Annotated in this window: 18 protein-coding genes; 9 read left to right on the forward strand and 9 right to left on the reverse strand. The window is 70.3% G+C overall.

Annotated elements, in window-relative coordinates:
* The first annotated feature begins 57 nt into the window (after positions 1–57).
* Positions 58–906, forward strand: a complete 849-nt coding sequence (locus tag OG707_RS17775) for an HAD family hydrolase (RefSeq protein ID WP_329119365.1) — start codon at positions 58–60, stop codon at positions 904–906.
* Between the two features lie 319 nt (positions 907–1225).
* Here OG707_RS17775 and OG707_RS17780 read toward each other — a convergent pair whose 3' ends face one another.
* Complete coding sequence (locus tag OG707_RS17780) at positions 1226–2050, reverse strand: oxidoreductase (protein ID WP_329119367.1); 825 nt, start codon at positions 2048–2050, stop codon at positions 1226–1228.
* A gap of 102 nt (positions 2051–2152) precedes the next feature.
* On the opposite strand from OG707_RS17780, the gene OG707_RS17785 reads away from it, so the two are divergent.
* Positions 2153–3139, forward strand: coding sequence for an ATP-binding protein (locus OG707_RS17785; RefSeq protein WP_329119369.1), 987 nt, complete (start codon positions 2153–2155; stop codon positions 3137–3139).
* Between the two features lie 162 nt (positions 3140–3301).
* Here the strand turns inward: OG707_RS17785 and OG707_RS17790 are convergent, their stop codons facing one another.
* Complete coding sequence (locus OG707_RS17790; protein ID WP_329119371.1) at positions 3302–4564, reverse strand: hypothetical protein; 1263 nt, start codon at positions 4562–4564, stop codon at positions 3302–3304.
* A 220-nt stretch (positions 4565–4784) separates the two neighbouring features.
* On the opposite strand from OG707_RS17790, the gene OG707_RS17795 reads away from it, so the two are divergent.
* The 6 genes from OG707_RS17795 to OG707_RS17820 all read left to right on the forward strand — a co-directional run bounded on the left by OG707_RS17795 (position 4785) and on the right by OG707_RS17820 (position 12584).
* Positions 4785–7118, forward strand: coding sequence for a SulP family inorganic anion transporter (locus OG707_RS17795; RefSeq protein WP_329119373.1), 2334 nt, complete (start codon positions 4785–4787; stop codon positions 7116–7118).
* A 108-nt stretch (positions 7119–7226) separates the two neighbouring features.
* Positions 7227–9182, forward strand: coding sequence for an acetate--CoA ligase (gene acs / locus OG707_RS17800; protein ID WP_329119375.1), 1956 nt, complete (start codon positions 7227–7229; stop codon positions 9180–9182).
* A 212-nt stretch (positions 9183–9394) separates the two neighbouring features.
* Positions 9395–10798 (forward strand): Na+/H+ antiporter NhaA, encoded by a 1404-nt coding sequence (nhaA, locus tag OG707_RS17805; RefSeq protein WP_329119377.1) that lies wholly within the window; start codon positions 9395–9397, stop codon positions 10796–10798.
* A 42-nt stretch (positions 10799–10840) separates the two neighbouring features.
* Complete coding sequence (locus OG707_RS17810; protein WP_329119380.1) at positions 10841–11338, forward strand: phage holin family protein; 498 nt, start codon at positions 10841–10843, stop codon at positions 11336–11338.
* Positions 11339–11371: 33 nt separating this feature from the next.
* Positions 11372–12298: an alpha/beta fold hydrolase gene (locus OG707_RS17815; RefSeq protein ID WP_329119382.1), complete on the forward strand. Its 927-nt coding sequence runs from the start codon at positions 11372–11374 to the stop codon at positions 12296–12298.
* A gap of 106 nt (positions 12299–12404) precedes the next feature.
* On the forward strand, positions 12405–12584 hold the full coding sequence (locus OG707_RS17820) for a hypothetical protein (protein ID WP_329119384.1): 180 nt from the start codon (positions 12405–12407) through the stop codon (positions 12582–12584).
* On the opposite strand, the gene OG707_RS17825 is transcribed toward OG707_RS17820, so the two are convergent.
* From OG707_RS17825 to nth, 4 genes are read right to left on the reverse strand one after another with little or no spacing between them, the layout of a single operon-like run.
* Positions 12585–13931, reverse strand: coding sequence for a 6-phospho-beta-glucosidase (locus OG707_RS17825; RefSeq protein ID WP_329119386.1), 1347 nt, complete (start codon positions 13929–13931; stop codon positions 12585–12587).
* 41 nt (positions 13932–13972) lie between these two features.
* Positions 13973–15178 (reverse strand): MarP family serine protease, encoded by a 1206-nt coding sequence (locus tag OG707_RS17830; protein ID WP_329119388.1) that lies wholly within the window; start codon positions 15176–15178, stop codon positions 13973–13975.
* A 13-nt stretch (positions 15179–15191) separates the two neighbouring features.
* Complete coding sequence (locus OG707_RS17835; protein WP_329119390.1) at positions 15192–15902, reverse strand: NUDIX hydrolase; 711 nt, start codon at positions 15900–15902, stop codon at positions 15192–15194.
* A gap of 60 nt (positions 15903–15962) precedes the next feature.
* Positions 15963–16802 (reverse strand): endonuclease III, encoded by an 840-nt coding sequence (nth, locus tag OG707_RS17840; protein WP_443071344.1) that lies wholly within the window; start codon positions 16800–16802, stop codon positions 15963–15965.
* Positions 16803–17058: 256 nt separating this feature from the next.
* On the opposite strand from nth, the gene OG707_RS17845 reads away from it, so the two are divergent.
* Positions 17059–17733, forward strand: coding sequence for a Crp/Fnr family transcriptional regulator (locus OG707_RS17845; RefSeq protein WP_164258843.1), 675 nt, complete (start codon positions 17059–17061; stop codon positions 17731–17733).
* A gap of 75 nt (positions 17734–17808) precedes the next feature.
* Here the strand turns inward: OG707_RS17845 and OG707_RS17850 are convergent, their stop codons facing one another.
* The 3 genes from OG707_RS17850 to OG707_RS17860 all read right to left on the reverse strand — a co-directional run bounded on the left by OG707_RS17850 (position 17809) and on the right by OG707_RS17860 (position 20384).
* Positions 17809–18528, reverse strand: coding sequence for a prohibitin family protein (locus tag OG707_RS17850; RefSeq protein ID WP_329127848.1), 720 nt, complete (start codon positions 18526–18528; stop codon positions 17809–17811).
* A gap of 21 nt (positions 18529–18549) precedes the next feature.
* Entirely contained in the window at positions 18550–19380 is an 831-nt protein-coding gene (locus tag OG707_RS17855; protein ID WP_329119396.1) for an MBL fold metallo-hydrolase, read from the reverse strand.
* A gap of 131 nt (positions 19381–19511) precedes the next feature.
* Positions 19512–20384: an NUDIX hydrolase gene (locus OG707_RS17860; RefSeq protein ID WP_329119398.1), complete on the reverse strand. Its 873-nt coding sequence runs from the start codon at positions 20382–20384 to the stop codon at positions 19512–19514.
* Between the last annotated feature and the right edge of the window lie 4 nt (positions 20385–20388).

A 20388-nucleotide genomic window follows, 5' to 3' on the forward strand; every position in this document is an offset into this window, starting at 1 on the left:
CGAAGGCCTTCTCAGGCAAACCCACGCGCCACAGAGTACGCCGAATGGTGGGCGCCTATGCTCGGCGTCGTGGAAAACCACTCCTCTCCGCGCACCGCAGCCTTCTTTGACCTCGACAAGACGGTCATCGCCAAATCGTCGACGCTGACCTTCAGCAAGTCCTTCTACCAAGGCGGACTGATCAACCGAAGGGCCGTGCTGCGCACCGCGTACGCACAGTTCGTCTTCCTCGCGGGCGGCGCCGACCACGACCAGATGGAGCGGATGCGCGAGTACCTCTCCGCGCTCTGCAAAGGCTGGAACGTCCAGCAGGTCAAGGAGATCGTCGCCGAGACGCTCCACGACCTCATCGACCCGATCATCTACGACGAGGCGGCCTCCCTCATCGAGGAGCACCACGCCGCGGGCCGCGACGTGGTGATCGTCTCCACCTCCGGCGCCGAGGTCGTCGAGCCGATCGGCGAGCTTCTCGGCGCGGACCGCGTGGTGGCCACACGCATGGTCGTCGGCGAGGACGGCTGCTTCACCGGCGAGGTGGAGTACTACGCCTACGGACCCACCAAGGCGGAGGCCGTCAAGGAACTCGCCGCCTCCGAGGGCTACGACCTGGCGCGCTGTTACGCGTACAGCGACTCCGCCACCGACGTCCCGATGCTCGCCTCCGTCGGCCATCCCTACGCGGTCAACCCCGACCGCGCGCTGCGCCGCGAGGCGACGGCCCGCGACTGGCCGATTCTCGTCTTCAACCGTCCGGTCAGGCTCAAGCAGCGACTGCCCGGCTTCCGGATCCCGCCCCGCCCCGCCCTCGTCGCGGCCGCCGCGGTCGGTGCGGCCGCCGCGACCGCGGGCCTTGTCTGGTACGTGAACCGGGCCGGTCGACGACGCAGTGCATTTGCCCGTATTTGAACCTAAAAGTAAAGAAGTGCAGCCAGGGGTTCCGCTTCCCCGCCATCAGGAGTACAAAGGATTCAACGGCCCGCGAGACCAAGGACATCCGAGAGGATCACCTGAAGACGCAGTAAGGCCCCACGGACCGAGCATGGAAGTTGAGCACCCACGCGACGTCGACCCGTCGATTACGGGCCAGCCGCACCAGGTGACGGGCATAAAGAACCCGACCTGATGGGCAACATTCGAGGACGCTTGGTAACTCGGCAGACATGCCAGCGGCGGTACCGATTCCGGTACCGCCGCAACCCTTTCCAGGACTTCCCGTCCGACCTCGTCAGGCCGCGCCCCGTTGCAGCGCCTCGCAGACGGCCGTCGACTCCCGCACCCCGAGACCCACCGCGCGCCCGCAGTGCGCGATCCAGGCCGCCATGCCCTCCGGGGTCCCCGACGCATAGCCGTCCAGCGCCGCGACATACGCCGCCCGCCCCAGCTCCGCGTGGCCGACCTCGGCCGGACAGATCGACTTCGGGTCGAGCCCGCTGCCGATCAGCACGATCCGCTCGGCGGCACGCGCGACCAGACCGTTGTACGAACCGAAGGGGCGCAGCGCGAGCAGCTCACCGTGCACGACCGCGGCCGTGACCAGCGCCGGCGCCGAGCTCCCCGCGATGATCAGCTCCGCGAGCCCGTCCAGCCGGCCCGCGACCTCGTCCGCGCCGGGCACCGCGAGCTCCACCAGCGGCTCGTCCACCGGCTCGCCCGCGAGCCGCGGCCGGCCAACGGTGTCCTCCGGGGTCACACCGCCCGCCGCGACCAGATGCAGCCGGGCCAGGACCCGCAGCGGCGACTGCCGCCAGATGGACAGGAGTTGACCCGCCTCCGCGGTCAGCCGCAGGGCGGCGCCGACCGTACGGGCCTCGGCCTCGCCGCTGAAGTCGGTACGCCGCCGTACCTCCTCCAGCGCCCAGTCCGCCCCCGACAGCGCGGCCGACCCGCGCGAGCCGCGCAGCGCCGCCTCCGCCGTCACCTCGTTGCTGCGGCGCCGCATGACGCGGTGCCCGTAGACCTGGTCCACGGCCTTGCGTACGGAGTCCACGGCATCGCCGACACCCGGCAGCGAGCCAAGGGCGGCAAGGGGATCCGTTGAAGACGTACTCATAGGTAGGGAGGCTACGCGTCCCTACCACCCGCCCCACCTTGGAGTGGTCTTCTTCACTGACGACACCCACGCACCGCAATCATCCGGCTACCCTTCGTGAACATGAAGATCGCTTTCGTGGGGAAGGGCGGCAGCGGGAAGACCACGCTGTCCTCGCTCTTCATCCGCCACCTCACCGCCAACGAAGCCCCCGTCGTCGCCGTCGACGCCGACATCAACCAGCACCTGGGCGCCGCGCTCGGCCTGGGCGAGGAGGAGGCAGCCGCGCTCCCCGCCATGGGCGCGCACCTCCCCCTCATCAAGGACTACCTCCGCGGCTCCAACCCCCGCATCGCCTCCGCCGAGACGATGATCAAGACGACGCCCCCCGGCGAGGGCTCGCGTCTGCTGCGGATCACCGAATCCAATCCGGTCTACGACGCCTGCGCGCGCCCCGTCCAGCTCGACGACGGCGTGATCCGGCTGATGGCGACGGGGCCCTTCACCGAGTCCGACCTGGGCGTGGCCTGCTACCACTCCAAGGTCGGCGCGGTCGAGCTCTGCCTCAACCATCTCGTCGACGGACCCGAGGAGTTCATGGTCGTCGACATGACGGCCGGCTCGGACTCCTTCGCCTCGGGGATGTTCACCCGCTTCGACATGACCTTCCTGGTGGCGGAGCCGACCCGCAAGGGCGTGTCGGTGTACCGCCAGTACAAGGAGTACGCGCGGGACTTCGGGATCGCGCTCAAGGTCGTCGGCAACAAGGTCCGCGACGAGGACGACCTGGACTTCCTGCGCGCGGAGGTCGGCGAGGACCTGCTGGTCACCGTCGGCCACTCGGACTGGGTCCGCGCGATGGAGAAGGGCCGCCCGCCCCGCTTCGAACTCCTGGAGGCCGACAACCGGCTGGCGCTGCAGGCGCTTCAGGACGCGGCGGAGGATTCGTACGAGAACCGCGACTGGGAGCGCTACACCCGCCAGATGGTGCACTTCCACCTGAAGAACGCGGAGAGCTGGGGCAACGAAAAAACGGGGGCCGACCTGGCTGCCCAGGTCGACCCCGCGTTCATGCTCGGCGAGAAACTGCTGGTCGCCCACTCGTCATGACAGCCACGGCCGTCGGCCGAAACCGACGGCCGGAGGCCGGCGCCGCACCTCGAAGCCCGTGAGGCGCCCCGGCGCCGAACGGTGCGAGGGGTGCAAAAAGAGGAATCTGCCTGGCTGCCCAGGTCGACCCCGCGTTCATGCTCGGCGAGAAACTGCCCGAGTTCAGTGGTGCTGCTGCTTCTTGATGCCCAACTGGTGCGGGTGGGCGGCCAGGTAGGCCGCCCAGCCCTCCTTCGGCTCCTGGGCCACCGAGAGCTTCTGGAGCTTCTTGATCGTCGACGGGTCCTGCTTGTCCAGCCAGTTCACCAGCTGCTTGAAGGACACACAGCGCACCCCGTTCTTCTTGCAGACCGAGCGGACCACTTCCTCGATGGCACGCATGTACGTGCCGCCGTTCCAGGACTCGAAGTGGTTGCCGATGATCAGCGGAGCGCGGTTCCCCTTGTACGCGCGGTCGAAGGCCTGCAGCAGGCCGTCGCGCATCTGGTTGCCCCAGTACTCGTGCTTCGACGGGTCGCCGTGCACCGTCCCCGACTGGTTGAACATGAAGTTGTAGTCCATGGAGAGCGTCTCGAACGCCCGGCCCGGCACGGGCACCGTCTGCATCGGGATGTCCCACATGCCCTCGCGCTGCTGCGGCCAGACCTGGGTGCCGACCCCGCTCGAGTCGTAGCGGAAGCCCATCGTCCGGGCGGCCCGCATCTCGTTCTGCTGGCCCTCCAGGCACGGGGTGCGGCCGCCGACGAGCTCCTGCTCGTAGTCGAAGGGCAGCGGCTTCTCGTGCTTGAGGCCCGTGGTGGTCTTCCAGGTCTTCACGAAGGACTTGGCCTGGCGGATCTCGCTCTGCCACTCCGGTACGGACCAGGTGCCGACCCCTCCGTCGGGCCCACAGAAGTGGCCGTTGAAGTGGGTGCCGATCTCGTTGCCCTCCTCCCAGGCCCCGCGGACCTGTTCGGCGGTGTTCCGGATCGACTTGATGTCGTTGAAGCCGATGTCGGAGCGGCCCTGGGAGTGCTGCGGCGGGGAGTAGAGGTCGCGCTTCTCGGTCGGCAGCATGTAGACGCCGCTGAGGAAGAAGGTCATCGTCGCGTCGCTCTCCTTGGCGACCTTGCGGAAGTGCGAGAAGAGCTTCTGGCTGTCCTCGCCCGCGCCGTCCCAGGAGAAGACGACGAACTGCGGCGGCTGCTGACCTGGTTTCAGCCGCTCGGGACGCATGAGATGGGGCTGGGCTCCGGTGTTGGCCGTGGAGCCGTCGCCGATGAGGCGTACCGGCGGCGCGGCCGGGGCCTTCTGGGGCTGGGCCGCGGCTGCGCCCTTCTTCCCCGTGGGGGCCGCGGGCTCCGCGCCGCCCGAGCAGCCTGCCGCGCCGGCGAGCAGCGCCGTGGAAACCGACCAGAGTGCGATTTTTCGGGTTGTGGCCATCATGCGCCCCACCCTTGCCCCTCCGGCTTTACGGACGTGGAGCGACACAGTCACTGAATCGAGTGAACCATTAGACCATTTGCACCATTTGCCCTGCCCTGCTCTTTACTCTGCATTACGATCCGTTTACCGAGAGTTGATAAATCCCGCCGCTGCACGCCGTGACCCACGGCCGCGTCACCACTTGTCCGCGACCGCGCTGCCCCGGAAAAGACGGGAAACCATGTCTGCCTGCGCCCCCACTCGCACTCGTTCCCGCGCACGTCTGCGCATTCCGCGCTCCCAGCGCCCCCACTCCCCGCCGCCCGGCGGGGACGGCGACGGAAACGGCCGCCGACCGCGCTTCAGGCTCCGTATCGCCGGAGCCGATCTCTCCGCCTCGATCACCGTCTTCCTGATCGCCGTCCCGATGTCTCTGGGGCTCGCGGTCGCCATCAACGCCCCGCTGGAGGCAGGCCTCGTCGCCGCGGCCGTCGGCGGGATCCTCGCCGGACTGCTCGGCGGATCCGCCCTCCAGGTCAGCGGCCCCTCCGCCGGACTGACCGTCGTCACCGCCGAGTTGATCCAGGTGTACGGATGGCGCACCACCTGCGCCATCACCGTCTGCGCCGGTCTGCTCCAGGTCCTCCTCGGCTCGCTGCGCACCGCCCGCAGCGCACTCGCCGTCTCCCCCGCCATCGTGCACGGCACCCTCGCCGGCATCGGCGTCGCCATCGCGCTGGCCCAGCTCCACATCGTCCTCGGCGGCACGCCGCAGAGCTCGGCCGTGGACAACGCACTCGCCCTGCCCAGCCAGTTGGCCCGCATCGGCCCCGCCGCCCCGCTCATCGGGGCGCTCACCATCGCCGTACTGGTGGGCTGGCCGCGCCTTCCCGGCCGTACGGGCAAGGCGCTGCGGAAGATCCCCGCCGCACTCGCCTCGGTCGTCCTGGCCACCGCCGTCGCCGCCTTCGCCGCGCCCGGAATCGCCCGCGTGGACCTGCCGTCCTGGAGTTCGCACGCGCTGCCGGAGATGCCGAAGGGGCCGGTCCTCGGCCTGATCACGGCCGTCTTCACGGTGATGCTGGTGGCCAGCCTGGAGTCGCTGCTCTCCGCGGTGGCCATCGACAAGCTGAGCGCGGACCGCCCCGGCGCCACCGGCAAGCGGGCGGACCTCGACCGCGAGCTGCGCGGACAGGGCATCGCCAACGCCGTCTCCGGGCTGCTCGGCGGACTGCCCGTGTCGGGCGGCGCCGTGCGCGGCACCGCGAACGTACGGGCCGGAGCCACCGGCCGCGCCTCGACCGTGCTCCACGGAGTGTGGGTCCTGCTGGCAGCGGGTCTGCTGGTCACGGTCCTGGAGTGGATCCCGCTCGCCGCGCTGGCGGCGCTCGTGATGATGGTCGGCATCCAGATGGTCAACTTCGCGCACATCCGCAACGTCCACAAGCACCGCGAGTTCCTCGTGTACGTGGCCACGGTCTCCGGGGTCGTGCTGCTCGGTGTCCTGCAGGGCGTGGTCCTCGGGATCGCGGTCGCCGTCGGCGTCGCACTGCACCGCCTCGCCCGGACGCGGATCGTCTGCACGGAGGAGGAGAGCGGGCTCCACCGGGTGCGGGCTCGCGGCCAGTTGACATTCCTCGCTGTCCCCCGGCTGAGCCGGACGCTGGGACACATCCCTCAAGGAGCGCATGTGGTGGTGGAGTTGGACGGTTCCTTCATGGATCACGCCGCGTACGAGACGCTGCAGCACTGGCAGGAGGCGCACACCGCCCACGGCGGCCGCGTCGAGGTGACCGGGCGCGCCGGGGGCCGGATCGCCGAGCCCGCGTCCGCCACACAGGGCTGCTGCCGCCCCTGGACGCCGTGGCGCAACCACCACTGCGACGACCACCACCCCAGGCAGCGGCCCGCGAGCCGTCAACTGGCCAGCGGTGTGAGCTCGTTCCAGCGCAATACCGCCCCGCTCGTACGGGAAGAACTGGCGCGCCTCGCCCGCGAGGGCCAGCAGCCCTCCCAGCTCTTCCTCACCTGCGCCGACTCCCGCGTGGTCACCAGCATGATCACCTCCAGCGGCCCGGGCGATCTCTTCACCGTACGGAACGTGGGAAACCTGGTGCCGCTGCCCGGCGAGGAGGCCGCGGACGACTCCGTCGCGGCCGCCATCGAGTACGCGGTGGACGTCCTGCGGGTCGACTCGATCACCGTCTGCGGGCACTCGGGATGCGGTGCGATGCAGGCGCTGCTCAACGCGAGCCCGGACGCCCCGATGACCCCGCTGCGGCGCTGGCTGCGGCACGGGCTGCCCAGCCTGCAGCGGATGCGCAGCCGCCACCACTCCTGGGCGCGGATCTCCGGGCGGCTCCCCGCCGATGCCGTCGAGCAGCTCTGCCTGACCAACGTCGTACAGCAGCTGGAGCATCTGCGGGCCCACGAGTCCGTGGCCAGGCGGCTGGCCGAGGGCACGCTCGAGCTGCACGGCATGTACTTCCACGTGGCCGAGGCCCAGGCGTATCTGCTCACCGACGCACACGTTTCCGAGCCGGAAGGGATCTTCGCTCAGGTTGCTCCCGCATAGGTCTCGATAGGTCTAAACCAATTTCTTGCCGTGAGCTCTTGTCAGGGAGCGGCACGGGCTGATGAGGTATGACCTGGGACACGAGGGTTTTGCAGAAAGGGCGATGTCGTGAGCAACGAGAGCTTGGCCAACCTGCTCAAGGAGGAGCGTCGCTTCGCGCCGCCCGCCGAGCTGGCCGCGAACGCCAACGTCACGGCGGAGGCGTACGAACAGGCGAAGACGGACCGCCTCGGCTTCTGGGCCGAGCAGGCACGGCGGCTCAGCTGGGCGACCGAGCCCACCGAGACGCTCGACTGGTCCAACCCGCCGTTCGCCAAGTGGTTCGCGGACGGCAAGCTCAACGTCGCCTACAACTGCGTCGACCGGCACGTCGAGGCCGGCAACGGCGACCGGGTCGCCATCCACTTCGAGGGCGAGCCCGGCGACAGCCGCGCCATCACCTACGCCGAGCTCAAGGACGAGGTGTCGCGCGCCGCGAACGCCCTCACCGAGCTCGGCGTCACCAAGGGCGACCGCGTCGCCGTGTACCTGCCGATGATCCCCGAAGCCGTCATCTCGATGCTCGCCTGCGCGCGCATCGGTGCCGCGCACTCGGTGGTCTTCGGCGGGTTCTCGGCCGACGCGATCGCCAAGCGCATCGAGGACGCCGACGCCAAGGTCGTCATCACCTCCGACGGCGGCTACCGGCGCGGCAAGCCCTCCGCGCTCAAGCCCGCCGTCGACGAGGCGCTGACCCGCGTATCGGTCGAGAAGGTCCTCGTCGTGCAGCGCACGAAGCAGGACGTCGCCTGGACCGAGGGCCGCGACGTGTGGTGGCACGACGTCGTCGCCAAGCAGTCCGCCGAGCACACCCCCGAGGCCTTCGACGCGGAGCAGCCGCTCTTCATCCTCTACACCTCGGGCACGACGGGTAAGCCGAAGGGCATCCTGCACACCTCGGGCGGATACCTCACCCAGGCGTCGTACACCCACCACGCGGTCTTCGACCTCAAGCCGGAGACCGACGTCTACTGGTGCACCGCCGACATCGGCTGGGTCACCGGGCACTCCTACATCACCTACGGGCCGCTCTCGAACGGCGCCACGCAGGTCATCTACGAGGGCACCCCCGACACCCCGCACCAGGGGCGCTTCTGGGAGATCGTGCAGAAGTACGGCGTCACCATCCTCTACACGGCGCCGACCGCGATCCGCACCTTCATGAAGTGGGGAGACGACATCCCCGCCAAGTTCGACCTCTCCTCGCTGCGCGTCCTGGGCTCGGTCGGTGAACCGATCAACCCCGAGGCGTGGATCTGGTACCGGGAGCACATCGGCGCCGGCATCACCCCGATCGTCGACACCTGGTGGCAGACCGAGACCGGCGCGATGATGATCTCGCCGCTCCCCGGCGTCACCGCCACCAAGCCCGGCTCCGCCCAGCGCGCCCTGCCCGGCATCTCGGCCACCGTCGTCGACGACGAGGCCAACGAGGTCCCCGACGGCGGGGGCGGCTACCTCGTCCTCACCGAGCCGTGGCCCTCCATGCTCCGTACGATCTGGGGCGACGACCAGCGGTTCATCGACACCTACTGGTCGCGCTTCGAGGGCAAGTACTTCGCCGGCGACGGCGCGAAGAAGGACGACGACGGCGACATCTGGCTGCTCGGCCGGGTCGACGACGTCATGCTCGTCTCCGGCCACAACATCTCCACCACCGAGGTCGAGTCCGCGCTCGTCTCCCACCCCGCCGTCGCCGAAGCCGCCGTCGTCGGTGCGACCGACGAGACGACCGGCCAGGCCATCGTCGCCTTCGTCATCCTGCGCGGCACCGCCAACGCCGACGACGAGAACCTCGTCGCCGACCTCCGCAACCACGTCGGCACGGTCCTGGGCCCGATCGCCAAGCCCAAGCGCGTCCTGCCCGTCGCCGAGCTCCCCAAGACCCGCTCCGGCAAGATCATGCGCCGCCTCCTGCGCGACGTCGCCGAGAACCGGGCCGTGGGCGACGTCACCACCCTCGCCGACTCCTCCGTCATGGACCTCATCCAGAACAAGCTCCCGAGCGCGGGCAGCGAAGACTGACCCCGTAGCGGCGCGGAACAGCGCAGAGCACCCGAAGGGCATCCGGCAGCGCGCCGGGTGCCCTTCCTGCGCATAGGGTGAAGATCACCGGATACCCCCCTGTGTGCACCCGGTAAGGTGATGGACGCGTCAACATCACGTCAAAAAGGTGCGCCGGGAAGTCTGGTCGGCATGTGTTCTGTGCTGCCCAACCGACCGGAGGTCGCCCCGCGATGACCGCGCCCGCCCCCAGCAACAACGACGGCCGTAAGGTCCTCGGACGGCTCTCGCTCCCCGAGCGGACGTACGTCGCCGACGCCCTGCGCGCCGAGACCGTCGGCGGTGTGCTGCTGCTCGTCGCCGCCGTCGTCGCCGTCATCTGGGCCAACGTCTGGGGCGGCAGTTACGAGAACGTCAGCGACTTCCACCTCGGCCCCGGTTCCCTCGGCCTCGATCTCTCCATCCAGCACTGGGCGGCCGACGGTCTCCTGGCGGTCTTCTTCTTCGTCGCGGGCATCGAGCTCAAGCGCGAACTGGTCGCGGGCGAACTGCGCGACCCCAAGGCCGCCGTCCTGCCCGTCGTCGCCGCCGTCTGCGGCATGGCGGTGCCCGCCGTGGTGTACGTCGTCGTCAACACCGTCGGCGGCGGCTCCATGGACGGCTGGGCCGTGCCCACGGCCACCGACATCGCCTTCGCACTCGCCGTACTGGCGGTCATCGGGACCTCGCTGCCGTCCGCGCTCCGTGCCTTCCTGCTCACCCTCGCCGTCGTCGACGACCTCTTCGCGATCCTGATCATCGCGGTCTTCTTCACCAGCGAGATCAACTTCGCCGCGCTCGGCGGCGCAGTCGTCGGCCTCGCCGTCTTCTATCTGCTGCTACGCAAGGGCGTACGCGGCTGGTACGTGTACGTCCCCCTGGCCCTGGTCATCTGGGGGCTGATGTACAACAGCGGCGTCCACGCCACCATCGCCGGTGTCGCCATGGGCCTGATGCTCCGCTGCACCAAGCGCGACGGGGAGCACCACTCCCCCGGCGAGCACATCGAGCACCTCGTACGACCGCTCTCCGCCGGGCTCGCGGTGCCGCTGTTCGCGCTGTTCTCCGCCGGAGTCGTCGTCGGCGGCGGGGTCCTCGGCGATGTCTTCACCAAGCCCGAGACCCTCGGTGTCGTCCTCGGGCTGGTCGTCGGCAAGGCCGTCGGCATCTTCGGCGGCACCTGGCTCACCGCCCGCTTCACCCGGGCCGAACTCAACGACGACCTGGCCTGGCCCGACGTACTCGCGGTCGCCTCGCTCGCCGGGATCGGCTTCACCGTCTCGCTGCTCATCGGCGAGCTCGCCTTCGACGGCGACGAGCTGATGACCGATGAGATCAAGGCATCTGTGCTGGTCGGATCGCTGATCGCGGCCGTCGTGGCCTCCGTTCTCCTCAAGGCCCGCAACCGCAAGTACCGCGCGCTCTGCGAGGACGAGGAGCGCGACGACGACCACGACGGCATCCCCGACATCTACGAGCAGGACAAACCCGAGTACCACCTGCGCATGGCCGCGATCTACGAGGGGAAGGCGGCCGAGCACCGGCGTCTCGCCGAACTGGCGGGGGCGGCGGGCGACAAGGGCGAGCGTCCGGCATGATCTGACATCGGACACGAAGTTGAAGATGAGGGAGAGTCAGTCATGAGCGAGCCTGGCAGCACCGCCGGCACCACCGACCGCAGCCTCGGTCAGCTGGTCGCCTCGGCGACGGCCGAGATGTCAGCGCTCGTACACGACGAAATCGCCCTGGCCAAGGCGCAGCTGCGGCAGGACGTCAAGCGCGGCGGGATGGGCGCCGGTGCGATCGCGGCGGCCATCGGGGTGCTGATCTTCTCGCTGCCGATGCTGAGCTTCGCCCTCGCGTACGGATTCCGTACGTGGACCCACTGGAACATGGCGATCTGCTTCGTCCTGTCCTTCGCCGTGAACGTGCTCGTGGCCGGGCTGCTCGGCCTGATCGGCTGGATCTTCATCAAGAAGGCCCAGAAGGGCAAGGGCCCGCAGAAGGTCGCCGCCTCGGTCAAGGAGACGACGGCCGTACTGCAGGGCGTCAAGCCGCACCCGCGTCCCGAAGCGGCGCTGGACAAGGTCCTCGACAAGTCGGCCATCGAGGCGGCGGTCAACACTCCGTCGAATTAACGGCAGCGCCCCGGCTGTGGCACGCTCGTCAGCATGACCGCCTCCGCAGAATCGGGTTCCGTCGTACGCCTCGACGGCCCCTGGACCCACCGCGATGTCGCCGCCAACGGTGCGCGCTTCCATATCGCCGAGGCCGGTGACGGCCCGCTGGTGCTCCTGCTGCACGGCTTCCCGCAGTTCTGGTGGACCTGGCGGCACCAGCTGCCCGCGCTCGCCGACGCCGGATTCCGGGCGGTCGCCATGGACTTGCGCGGGGTGGGCGGCAGCGACCGTACGCCGCGCGGTTACGACCCCGCCAACCTCGCCCTCGACATCACCGGCGTGATCCGCTCCCTCGGCGAGCCGGACGCGGCGCTCGTCGGGCACGATCTGGGCGGCTATCTGGCGTGGACGGCGGCCGTGATGCGGCCCAAGCTCGTCCGCCGCCTCGCCGTCTCCTCCATGCCGCATCCGCGCCGCTGGCGCTCGGCGATGCTCTCGGACTTCTCGCAGTCGCGGTCGGGTTCGTACGTGTGGGGCTTCCAGCGGCCGTGGCTGCCGGAGCGTCAACTGGTCGCGGACGACGCCGCGTTGGTGGGGCGGCTGATGCGGGAGTGGTCGGGTCCCACGCCTCCCGAGGAGGAGGCCGTGGACAGGTACCGGCGTGCGATGACGATCCCCTCCACGGCGCACTGCTCGGTGGAGCCCTACCGCTGGATGGTGCGCTCGCTGGCGCGGCCGGACGGGATCCAGTTCAACCGGCGCATGAAGCGGCCCGTACGCGTACCGACGCTGCATCTGCACGGATCGCTGGACCCGGTGATGCGCACGCGGAGTGCGGCGGGGTCAGGGGAATACGTCGAAGCGCCGTACCGCTGGCGGCTGTTCGACGGTCTGGGGCACTTCCCTCATGAGGAGGATCCGGCCGCTTTCACCGCTGAGCTGGTCAACTGGCTGAAGGACCCTGAGCCCGACCGGTAGCCGTAGGCGAACGTCTGTCCTGCGAACAGCCAAATGCCTCCCGCATAGGCCAATTGGCTGCCCGAGAGGCGATTACGGACCTTGGGGCACGGGCAGACGTCGTTGTATGGGCTGGACGCACGACTACGGTGACGCAGCACGCAACCGCCGCTCGGCCACAGGCCTGAGCACCCACGAGAGGGGCGGCCCGCATGATCAGGGGCACGATCCCCGCCTCGGAATTCCGCTGATCCTCCGGCGCAGGGCGCGCTGGGTCTCGGCGCGGCTGCGCCATCAGCGGACCTGACTACGGCCGCACGAGGTAGCTGAGACCGGGGTGCACGCCCCGGTATCCCTCCAGCAGCCTCCGCGCCACCTTCACGGAATCGACCAGCGGGTGGAGGGCGAACGCCTTTGCCGCCGCCCGCGCCGATCCGCTCTCCGCCGCTTCCAGGACGCAGCGTTCGACTGCCTTCACGGCGGTCACCAGACCGGCCTCGTGGCCCGTCAGCTGCGACACGGCCAGCGGGCGCGGGCCGTTCGCGTCGATCCGGCACGGGACCTCGATGACGGCTGCCGCGTCGAGCACGGCGAGGGTGTCGCGGTTGGGGACGTTCAGGATGAGGGTGGCCGGCTCGTCGCGCGCGATGGCCCGCATCAGGGCGAGCGCCACGTTCTCGTACCCGCCCGACTCCAGGTCGTCCGCGGCCCGTTCGCCCGCGCCCGACGCCTCGCGGTTCTCCGCCATGTACGTGGCTTCGCGCTCGGCGCGCGTACGGTCCCAGGCGTCCCAGGCCTTCGGCTCCCCGGCAGCCATCTCCTCGTAGAAATGCGCCTGTTGGGTGTGGAGGAAGGCGCCGCGGGTCTGCTCGGCCTGCTGGTAGGCGGCGACCGTCTCGCGGTTGAAGTAGTAGTAGTGCAGGTACTCGTTGGGGACGGAGCGGATCGAGCGCAGCCACTCCGCGCCGAAGAGCTTGCCCTCCTCGAACGACGTGAGCAGCGCCTCGTCCTCGAACAGGCGCGGCAGGACGTCCTCTTCGCCTACGTACAGACCGCGCAGCCAGCCCAGGTGGTTGAGCCCCACGTAGTCGAGGCGCGCCAGGTCGGGGTCGGCGCCCAGCGTGCGGGCGACGCGGCGGCCCAGGCCCACCGGGGAGTCGCAGATGCCGATGACGCGGTCGCCGAGGTGGGCGGCCATGGCTTCGGTGACGAGGCCGGCCGGGTTGGTGAAGTTGATGACCCAGGCGTCGGGGGCGAGCCGGGCCACCCGGCGCGCGATGTCGACGGCAACGGGGACGGTACGCAGCCCGTACGCGATGCCGCCCGCGCCGACCGTCTCCTGGCCCAGGACGCCCTCGGACAGGGCGACGCGCTCGTCGGCGGCGCGGCCCGCGAGACCGCCGACGCGGATCGCGGAGAAGACGAAGTCGGCGCCGCGCAGGGCGTCGTCGAGGTCGGTGGTGACGGTGACCTCGGGGGCGTCGGGCACGTCTCCCGCCTGGTCCTTCAGGACGCGGGCGATGGCGGTCAGCCGGGCCGGGTCGAGGTCGTGCAGGGTGACGTGGGTGACCCGGCCGGGGGCGCGGTCGCGGAGAAGTGCCCCGTAGACGAGCGGGACGCGGAAGCCGCCGCCGCCGAGAATCGTGAGCCTCACAGTTGTCTCTTCCTCACGGTTTCGTCCTCACGGTTTCGTCCTCACAGCGCGCAGCCCTCGGTGTCGACCTGCTGGCCCGCGGTGCGGCCCTGGGCGATGTCCTCGCGGATCTCGTCGGCGGTCAGCGCGTACCCGGTGTGGGCGTCGTCGAGGGACTTGGCGAAGACCACGCCGTAGACCTTGCCCTCGGGGGTGAGGAGCGGGCCGCCGGAGTTGCCCTGGCGGACGGTGGTGTAGAGCGAGTAGATGTCGCGGCGGACGGTGCCGCGGTGGTAGATGTCCGGGCCGCTGGGGCTGATCCTGCCGCGCACGCGGGCCGAGCGGACGTCGTACGCGCCGTTCTCGGGGAAGCCCGCGACGATCGCGCTGTCGCCGCTGTGGGCGTCGTGGTCGGTGTCGGCGAACTGCAGGACGGGGGCGTGCAGATCGGGGACGTCGAGGACGGCGATGTCGCGCGCCCAGTCGTAGAGGACGACCTTGGCGTCGTACAGCCGACCCGTCCCGCCTATCTGGACCGTGGGCTCGTCGACGCCGCCGACGACATGCGCGTTGGTCATGACACGGCGCTCGCCGAAGACGAAGCCGGAGCCTTCGAGGACCTTGCCGCAGCCCTGCGCGGTGCCGACGACCTTGACGATCGACTTACGGGCACGAGCCGCGACGGCGCTGTTGGCGAGGGCCGGGTCGGGGGCCTGGACCTCGGTGATCGGCTCGTTCGAGAAGGGCGAGAAGACCTGCGGGAAGCCGTTCTGGGCGAGGACCGAGGAGAAGTCCGAGAACCAGGTGGAGGCCTGCGGGGGCATCGCGCGGGAGACGCCGAGCAGCACCTTGGAGCTGCGGACCTCCTTACCGAGGGTCGGCAGGGTGGTGCCCGCGAGGGCGGAGCCGATCAGCCAGGCGACCAGGAGCATCGCGAGGACGTTGACCAGGGCGCCGCCGGTGGCGTCCAGGGCGCGGGCGGGCGACCAGGTGATGTAGCGGCGGAGTTTGTTGCCGAGGTGGGTGGTGAAGGCCTGGCCCACCGAGGCACAGACGATCACGACGACGACGAAGACGACCGTGGCCGCGGTGGACACCTCGGACTTGTCGGTGAGCTGGTCCCAGACGACGGGCAGCAGATAGACGGCGACCAGACCGCCCCCGAGGAATCCGATCACCGACAGGATGCCGACGACGAATCCCTGGCGGTAGCCGACGATCGCAAACCACACGGCGGCCAATATCAGCAGGATGTCCAGGACGTTCACGGTCGCCAGCCTGTCACGCGCGCCAGTCGAGCGGGACCTGCTTGGAGCGGTCCCAGGGGAGCTCCCAGCCGGCGTAATGCAGGATCCTGTCGATGACTCCGGCGGTAAAACCCCAGACCAGAGCCGATTCGACGAGAAATGCGGGGCCGTGATGGCCGCTCGGGTGGACGGCGGTCGCACGGTTGGCCGGGTCCGTGAGATCGGCCACGGGAACCGTGAACACCCGGGCCGTCTCGGCCTGGTCCACGGCGCGGACGGGGGTGGGGTCGCGCCACCAGCCGAGCACGGGCGTCACCACGAAGGCGCTCACCGGGATGTAGAGGCGGGGCAGGACACCGAAGATCTGCACGCCTCCGGGATCGAGCCCGGTCTCCTCCTCCGCCTCGCGCAGGGCGGCACGCAGCGGACCCGTCGTACGGGGGTCGCCGTCCTCGGGGTCCAGGGAGCCGCCGGGGAAGGACGGTTGGCCGGCGTGGGAGCGGAGGCTGCTGGAGCGCTCCATCAGGAGCAGCTCCGGGCCCTTGGGGCCCTCCCCGAAGAGGATCAGCACCGCGGACTGGCGGCCGCTGCCGCTCTCCGGGGGCAGGAAGCGGCTCAGCTGCTCCGGTCTGACGGTCTCGGCGGCCGCGACGACCGGGGCCAGCCAGCCGGGCAGCCCCTCGGCCGTGACCGTGACCGTGCTCCCGTCGAGCCGGCCGTCGTACGTCTCATGTGCGCGCGTCATGGGCACCCCCGTCTCTCACAACGCCTGCGGTGGGTCTGATCGTTCCGTACGGGCTCGACCTCATCCGGCGCCCAGCGGGGCCGCCGGCTTGCCCGGGTAGTCCGGCGGGGGCTTGAGCCGCTGGCCGGGCCGGCCGCCCTTCTCGTACTTCAGGAGCTTCTGCGCCTTCTCCGGGTCCGTCTCGCCCTCCCCGTACGAGGGGCAGAGCGGGGCGATCGGGCAGGCGCCGCAGGCCGGTTTGCGGGCGTGACAGATGCGGCGGCCGTGGAAGACGACCCGGTGCGAGAGCATCGTCCAGTCCTTGGGCGGGAAGAGGCCGGCGACGACGGCCTCGACCTTGACCGGGTCCTCCTCGTCCGTCCACTTCCAGCGGCGGACCAGACGCCCGAAGTGGGTGTCCACCGTGATTCCGGGGACGCCGAAGACATTGCCGAGGACGACGTTCGCCGTCTTGCGGCCGACGCCCGGGAGCTTGACCAGGTCCTCCAGGCGGGAGGGGACCTCGCCGCCGAAGTCGTCCCGCAGGGCCGCGGAGAGGCCGAGGACGGACTTGGCCTTGGCGCGGAAGAAGCCCGTGGGCCGGAGGATCTCCTCCAGCTCCTCGGGGACCGCCGCCGCCATGTCCTCGGGGGTGGGGTACTTCGCGAAGAGCGCGGGGGTCGTCTGGTTGACCCTCAGGTCGGTGGTCTGGGCGGAGAGGACCGTGGCGACCAGGAGCTCGAAGGGGTTCTCGAAGTCGAGCTCGGGGTGGGCGTACGGATACACGTCGGCGAGCTCGCGGTTGATCCGGCGGGCCCGGCGGACCAGCGCGACGTGCGACTCGGGCTTCGCCGTCTTCGCTTTCGGTTTTCTGGTCGTTTTTGCGGCACTCGAAGGACGGGCGGCGGGTTGTTCGCCCACAGCGGAATTGCGGTTCGCTGACACCCGTTCAGCCCCCTTGGCCTGCGCTCTCACCGGCGATTTGGACACTCGGCCAGCCTAGAGCCCGGCACTGACATCCGCCCCGGTCACAGGCAAGGACCACCCCAATCGGCCCCCTGAGGCACAGGTTGTCACTCGCACACGTCAAACTGGTCACAGATCACACTGATATACCCGGTCCGGCATGATGGGGACAGCCCGTCCCCTGAGCAGCAGGTCGACAAGGAGAGAACTCGTGGACGACGTTCTGCGGCGCGCCCCGCTCTTCGCGGCGCTCGATGACGAGCAGGCCGCCGAGCTGCGCGCCTCGATGAGTGAGGTGACGCTCGCCCGCGGCGACGCCCTCTTCCACGAGGGCGACCCCGGCGACCGGCTGTACGTGGTGACCGAGGGCAAGGTGAAGCTGCACCGCACCTCCCCCGACGGCCGCGAGAACATGCTGGCGGTCCTCGGCCCCGGCGAGCTCATCGGTGAGCTCTCCCTCTTCGACCCGGGCCCGCGTACCGCCACGGCGAGCGCGCTCACCGAGGTCAAGCTGCTCGGCCTCGGCCACGGCGACCTCCAGCCCTGGCTGAACGTGCGCCCCGAGGTGGCCACGGCCCTGCTGCGCGCCGTCGCCCGGCGCCTGCGCAAGACCAACGACCAGATGTCCGACCTGGTCTTCTCCGACGTACCGGGCCGTGTCGCCCGCGCGCTCCTCGACCTGTCGCGCCGCTTCGGCGTGCAGTCCGAGGAAGGCATCCACGTCGTCCACGACCTGACCCAGGAAGAGCTGGCCCAGCTGGTCGGCGCCTCCCGCGAGACGGTCAACAAGGCCCTCGCGGACTTCGCGGGCCGCGGCTGGCTGCGCCTGGAGGCGCGCGCCGTGATCCTGCTGGACGTGGAGCGGCTGGCGAAGCGCTCGCGCTGAGTCCCTCGCGTACGCACGTACGCGGCAAGTGGCGCCCCGCCTGTCGGTGGGGCGCCACTTCTGTGTTCCGCGCGGCTACTTCTTGGTCCCGTCCACGATCACCGGAGTGCCCGTGCCGGAGCCGCACGGCACCGCGTAGACAGGGTTCTTCTGCGCGGCCTCCTTGTACGCCTCGATGCACTGGTTGGTCAGCACCTTGTCGGTGAGCGAGTTGCTGAGGATCTTGTTGGCGCGGGCGATGCCCTCCGCCTCGATCCGCCGCCGCTCCACCTCCGCCTTGGCCGTACGCGACGCCTCGACCGCCCGTTCCGTCGACTGCTCCTGCTGGATCTTGCGGTCGATCTGGTCCTGCAGCTTGTCGGAGGGCTTCACATTGCGCAGGTTGACCGTCGTGACGGCGATCCCGCGCGGGGCGAGCCTGTCCTTGATCAGCTGGGCGATCTCGCCGTTGATCGCCTCACGGCCCGAGGCGTACCCCTCCACGCTGGTGTGGCGCGCGAAGACGTTCCGTACGATCTCCCGGCTGTCCGGGTAGACCAGCCGCGACTGGATCGCGTCCTCGCTGCTCGCGAGCCGGTACAGCTCCACTGCCCTGGCCGGGGTCGCCGACCACTTCACGGTCACGTCCACGTAGAGCACGCCACCCTCCGAGGAGCGGACCTCGATGGTGTCCTTGCCGGAGAGGTTGAGGTCCACGGGCCGGGTGGAGAAGGAAGTGACGTTGGTGAAGGGCGACTTGAGGTGCATGCCGGAGGTCAGCGGGGTGCCGGCCTTGCCGAAGGTGACCGGGAGCAGCGGGGTGAACGGTGTGCGCGTCTAGATCAGACCGTGCTCTCGGAGGTACTCCAGCTGTGCCCGTACGGAGAGCTCGGCGGCGGGCCAGAGCGAGCGGTCCACGTCGGCGTAGACCTGGGCGACGACCTGCGAGGGGGTCGTGAAGCCGTTCTCCGCGGCCGTCTCCACCTGGGCGAGGCGGTGTGCGCGGTGGGCGAGGTAGTACTCGACGGCTCCCTGGGCGTCGTCGAGTACGGGGCCGTGGCCCGGCAGCACCGTGTGCACACCGTCGTCGACGGCAAGGGAGCGCAGGCGGCGGAGCGAGTCGAGGTAGTCGCCGAGGCGGCCGTCGGGGTGCGCGACGACCGTCGTACCGCGGCCCAGGACCGTGTCGCCCGTCAACACCGCCTGATCCGCGGGGAGATGGAAGCAGAGCGAGTCGGAGGTGTGGCCGGGGGTGGGGACCACACGCAGTTCCAGGCCGCCTGTCGTGACGACGTCGCCCGGCGCGAGGCCCTCGTCGCCGAGGGTCAGGGCGGGGTCGAGGGCGCGGACGTCCGTACGCGTGAGGGCGGCGAAGCGGGCCGCGCCCTCCGCGTGGTCGGGGTGGCCGTGGGTGAGGAGGGTCAGCGCGATGCGCTTGCCCGCGCGCTCGGCGGTGGTGATGACGGCCTTGAGGTGGGTGTCGTCCAGGGGGCCCGGGTCGATGACGACCGCGAGGTCGGAGTCGGGCTCGGAGACGATCCAGGTGTTGGTGCCGTCGAGGGTCATCGCGGAGGCGTTGGGGGCGAGGACGTTGGTAGCGCGGGTCGTTGCCTGCCCGGAGAGCACTCCCCCTCGGGGCTGGCCGGGCAATGCTGCGGCGTCGGTCATTCGAGGGCTCCGTCGGAGTGCGGGTCACGGGGTGTGGTCTGAACGGTGCGTGGGTCGGCCCGGGGCGTGTGCCCACCCGTTCCGCCCTGCGGAACGATTGCCCACACGGTGGGTGGGTGGGTGGGCGGTGGCTACGGGTTGGGGCCGATGCGTTTCGTGAATTCTGCGTGGCCCGGCCAGGACAGGGTCAGTTGGCCGTTCTCGAAGCTCGCCCGGGCCAGGACCGGCGTCATGTCCTGCTCCGCCGCCCCCGCCAGCGCGTCCGCCGCCGTCGCGTACGGCTGGAGTGCGCGCAGGGTGGCCACCGTCGGCGGCATCATCAGCAGCTCCCCCTTGTCGTAGCCCTCGGCGGCCTCCGCCGGCCGCGTCCAGACCGTACGGTCCGCCTCCGTCGACGCGTTGCGCGTGCGCTGGCCCGGCGGGAGTGCGGCCACGAAGAACCAGGTGTCGTACCGCTTCGGCTCGAACTCCGGGGTGATCCACCGCGCCCACGCGCCCAGCAGATCGGAGCGCAGCACCAGTTCCCGCCGGTCCAGGAAGTCCGCGAACGACAGGTCCCGGGCGACCAGGGCCGCACGGTCCGCCTCCCAGTCCTCCCCCGACAGGTCGTCGACCACCGTGTCGGCGGTCGGGCCCGCGAGGAGCACGCCGGCTTCCTCGTACGTCTCCCGTACGGCCGCGAGGACGATCGCCTGCGCCGAGGCCGCGTCGACGCCCAGGCGCGCCGCCCAGGCCTCCCTGGCCGGCCCCGCCCAACCGACGGGGCGGTCGTCGTCGCGGGGGTCCACGCCGCCGCCCGGATACGCGTACGCGCCTCCGGCGAATGCCATGGAGGCGCGTCTGCGCAGCATGTGGACCGCGGGTCCGGACGGCGTGTCACGCAGCAGCATGACCGTCGCGGCCCGGCGCGGCTCGACCGCGGTGAGCTCGCCGCTGGCGAGCGCGCGGATCCGGTCGGGCCACTCCGGCGGGTACCACTGGCCATTGGCCTGCGTTGAGGACATGGGC

The organism is Streptomyces sp. NBC_01465 (assembly GCF_036227325.1).
Taxonomy (GTDB): Bacteria; Actinomycetota; Actinomycetes; order Streptomycetales; family Streptomycetaceae; genus Streptomyces.

Excerpts from the sequence above, each read along its gene's own strand:
- OG707_RS17775 (WP_329119365.1), top strand. The coding sequence starts at position 58 with ATGCTCGGCGTCGTGGAAAACCACTCCTCTCCGCGCACCGCAGCCTTC.
- OG707_RS17780 (WP_329119367.1), bottom strand. The coding sequence starts at position 2,050 with ATGAGTACGTCTTCAACGGATCCCCTTGCCGCCCTTGGCTCGCTGCCG.
- OG707_RS17785 (WP_329119369.1), top strand. The coding sequence starts at position 2,153 with ATGAAGATCGCTTTCGTGGGGAAGGGCGGCAGCGGGAAGACCACGCTG.
- OG707_RS17790 (WP_329119371.1), bottom strand. The coding sequence starts at position 4,564 with ATGATGGCCACAACCCGAAAAATCGCACTCTGGTCGGTTTCCACGGCG.
- OG707_RS17795 (WP_329119373.1), top strand. The coding sequence starts at position 4,785 with ATGTCTGCCTGCGCCCCCACTCGCACTCGTTCCCGCGCACGTCTGCGC.
- nhaA (WP_329119377.1), top strand. The coding sequence starts at position 9,395 with ATGACCGCGCCCGCCCCCAGCAACAACGACGGCCGTAAGGTCCTCGGA.
- OG707_RS17810 (WP_329119380.1), top strand. The coding sequence starts at position 10,841 with ATGAGCGAGCCTGGCAGCACCGCCGGCACCACCGACCGCAGCCTCGGT.
- OG707_RS17815 (WP_329119382.1), top strand. The coding sequence starts at position 11,372 with ATGACCGCCTCCGCAGAATCGGGTTCCGTCGTACGCCTCGACGGCCCC.
- OG707_RS17820 (WP_329119384.1), top strand. The coding sequence starts at position 12,405 with ATGGGCTGGACGCACGACTACGGTGACGCAGCACGCAACCGCCGCTCG.
- OG707_RS17835 (WP_329119390.1), bottom strand. The coding sequence starts at position 15,902 with ATGACGCGCGCACATGAGACGTACGACGGCCGGCTCGACGGGAGCACG.
- OG707_RS17855 (WP_329119396.1), bottom strand. The coding sequence starts at position 19,380 with ATGACCGACGCCGCAGCATTGCCCGGCCAGCCCCGAGGGGGAGTGCTC.
- OG707_RS17860 (WP_329119398.1), bottom strand. The coding sequence starts at position 20,384 with ATGTCCTCAACGCAGGCCAATGGCCAGTGGTACCCGCCGGAGTGGCCC.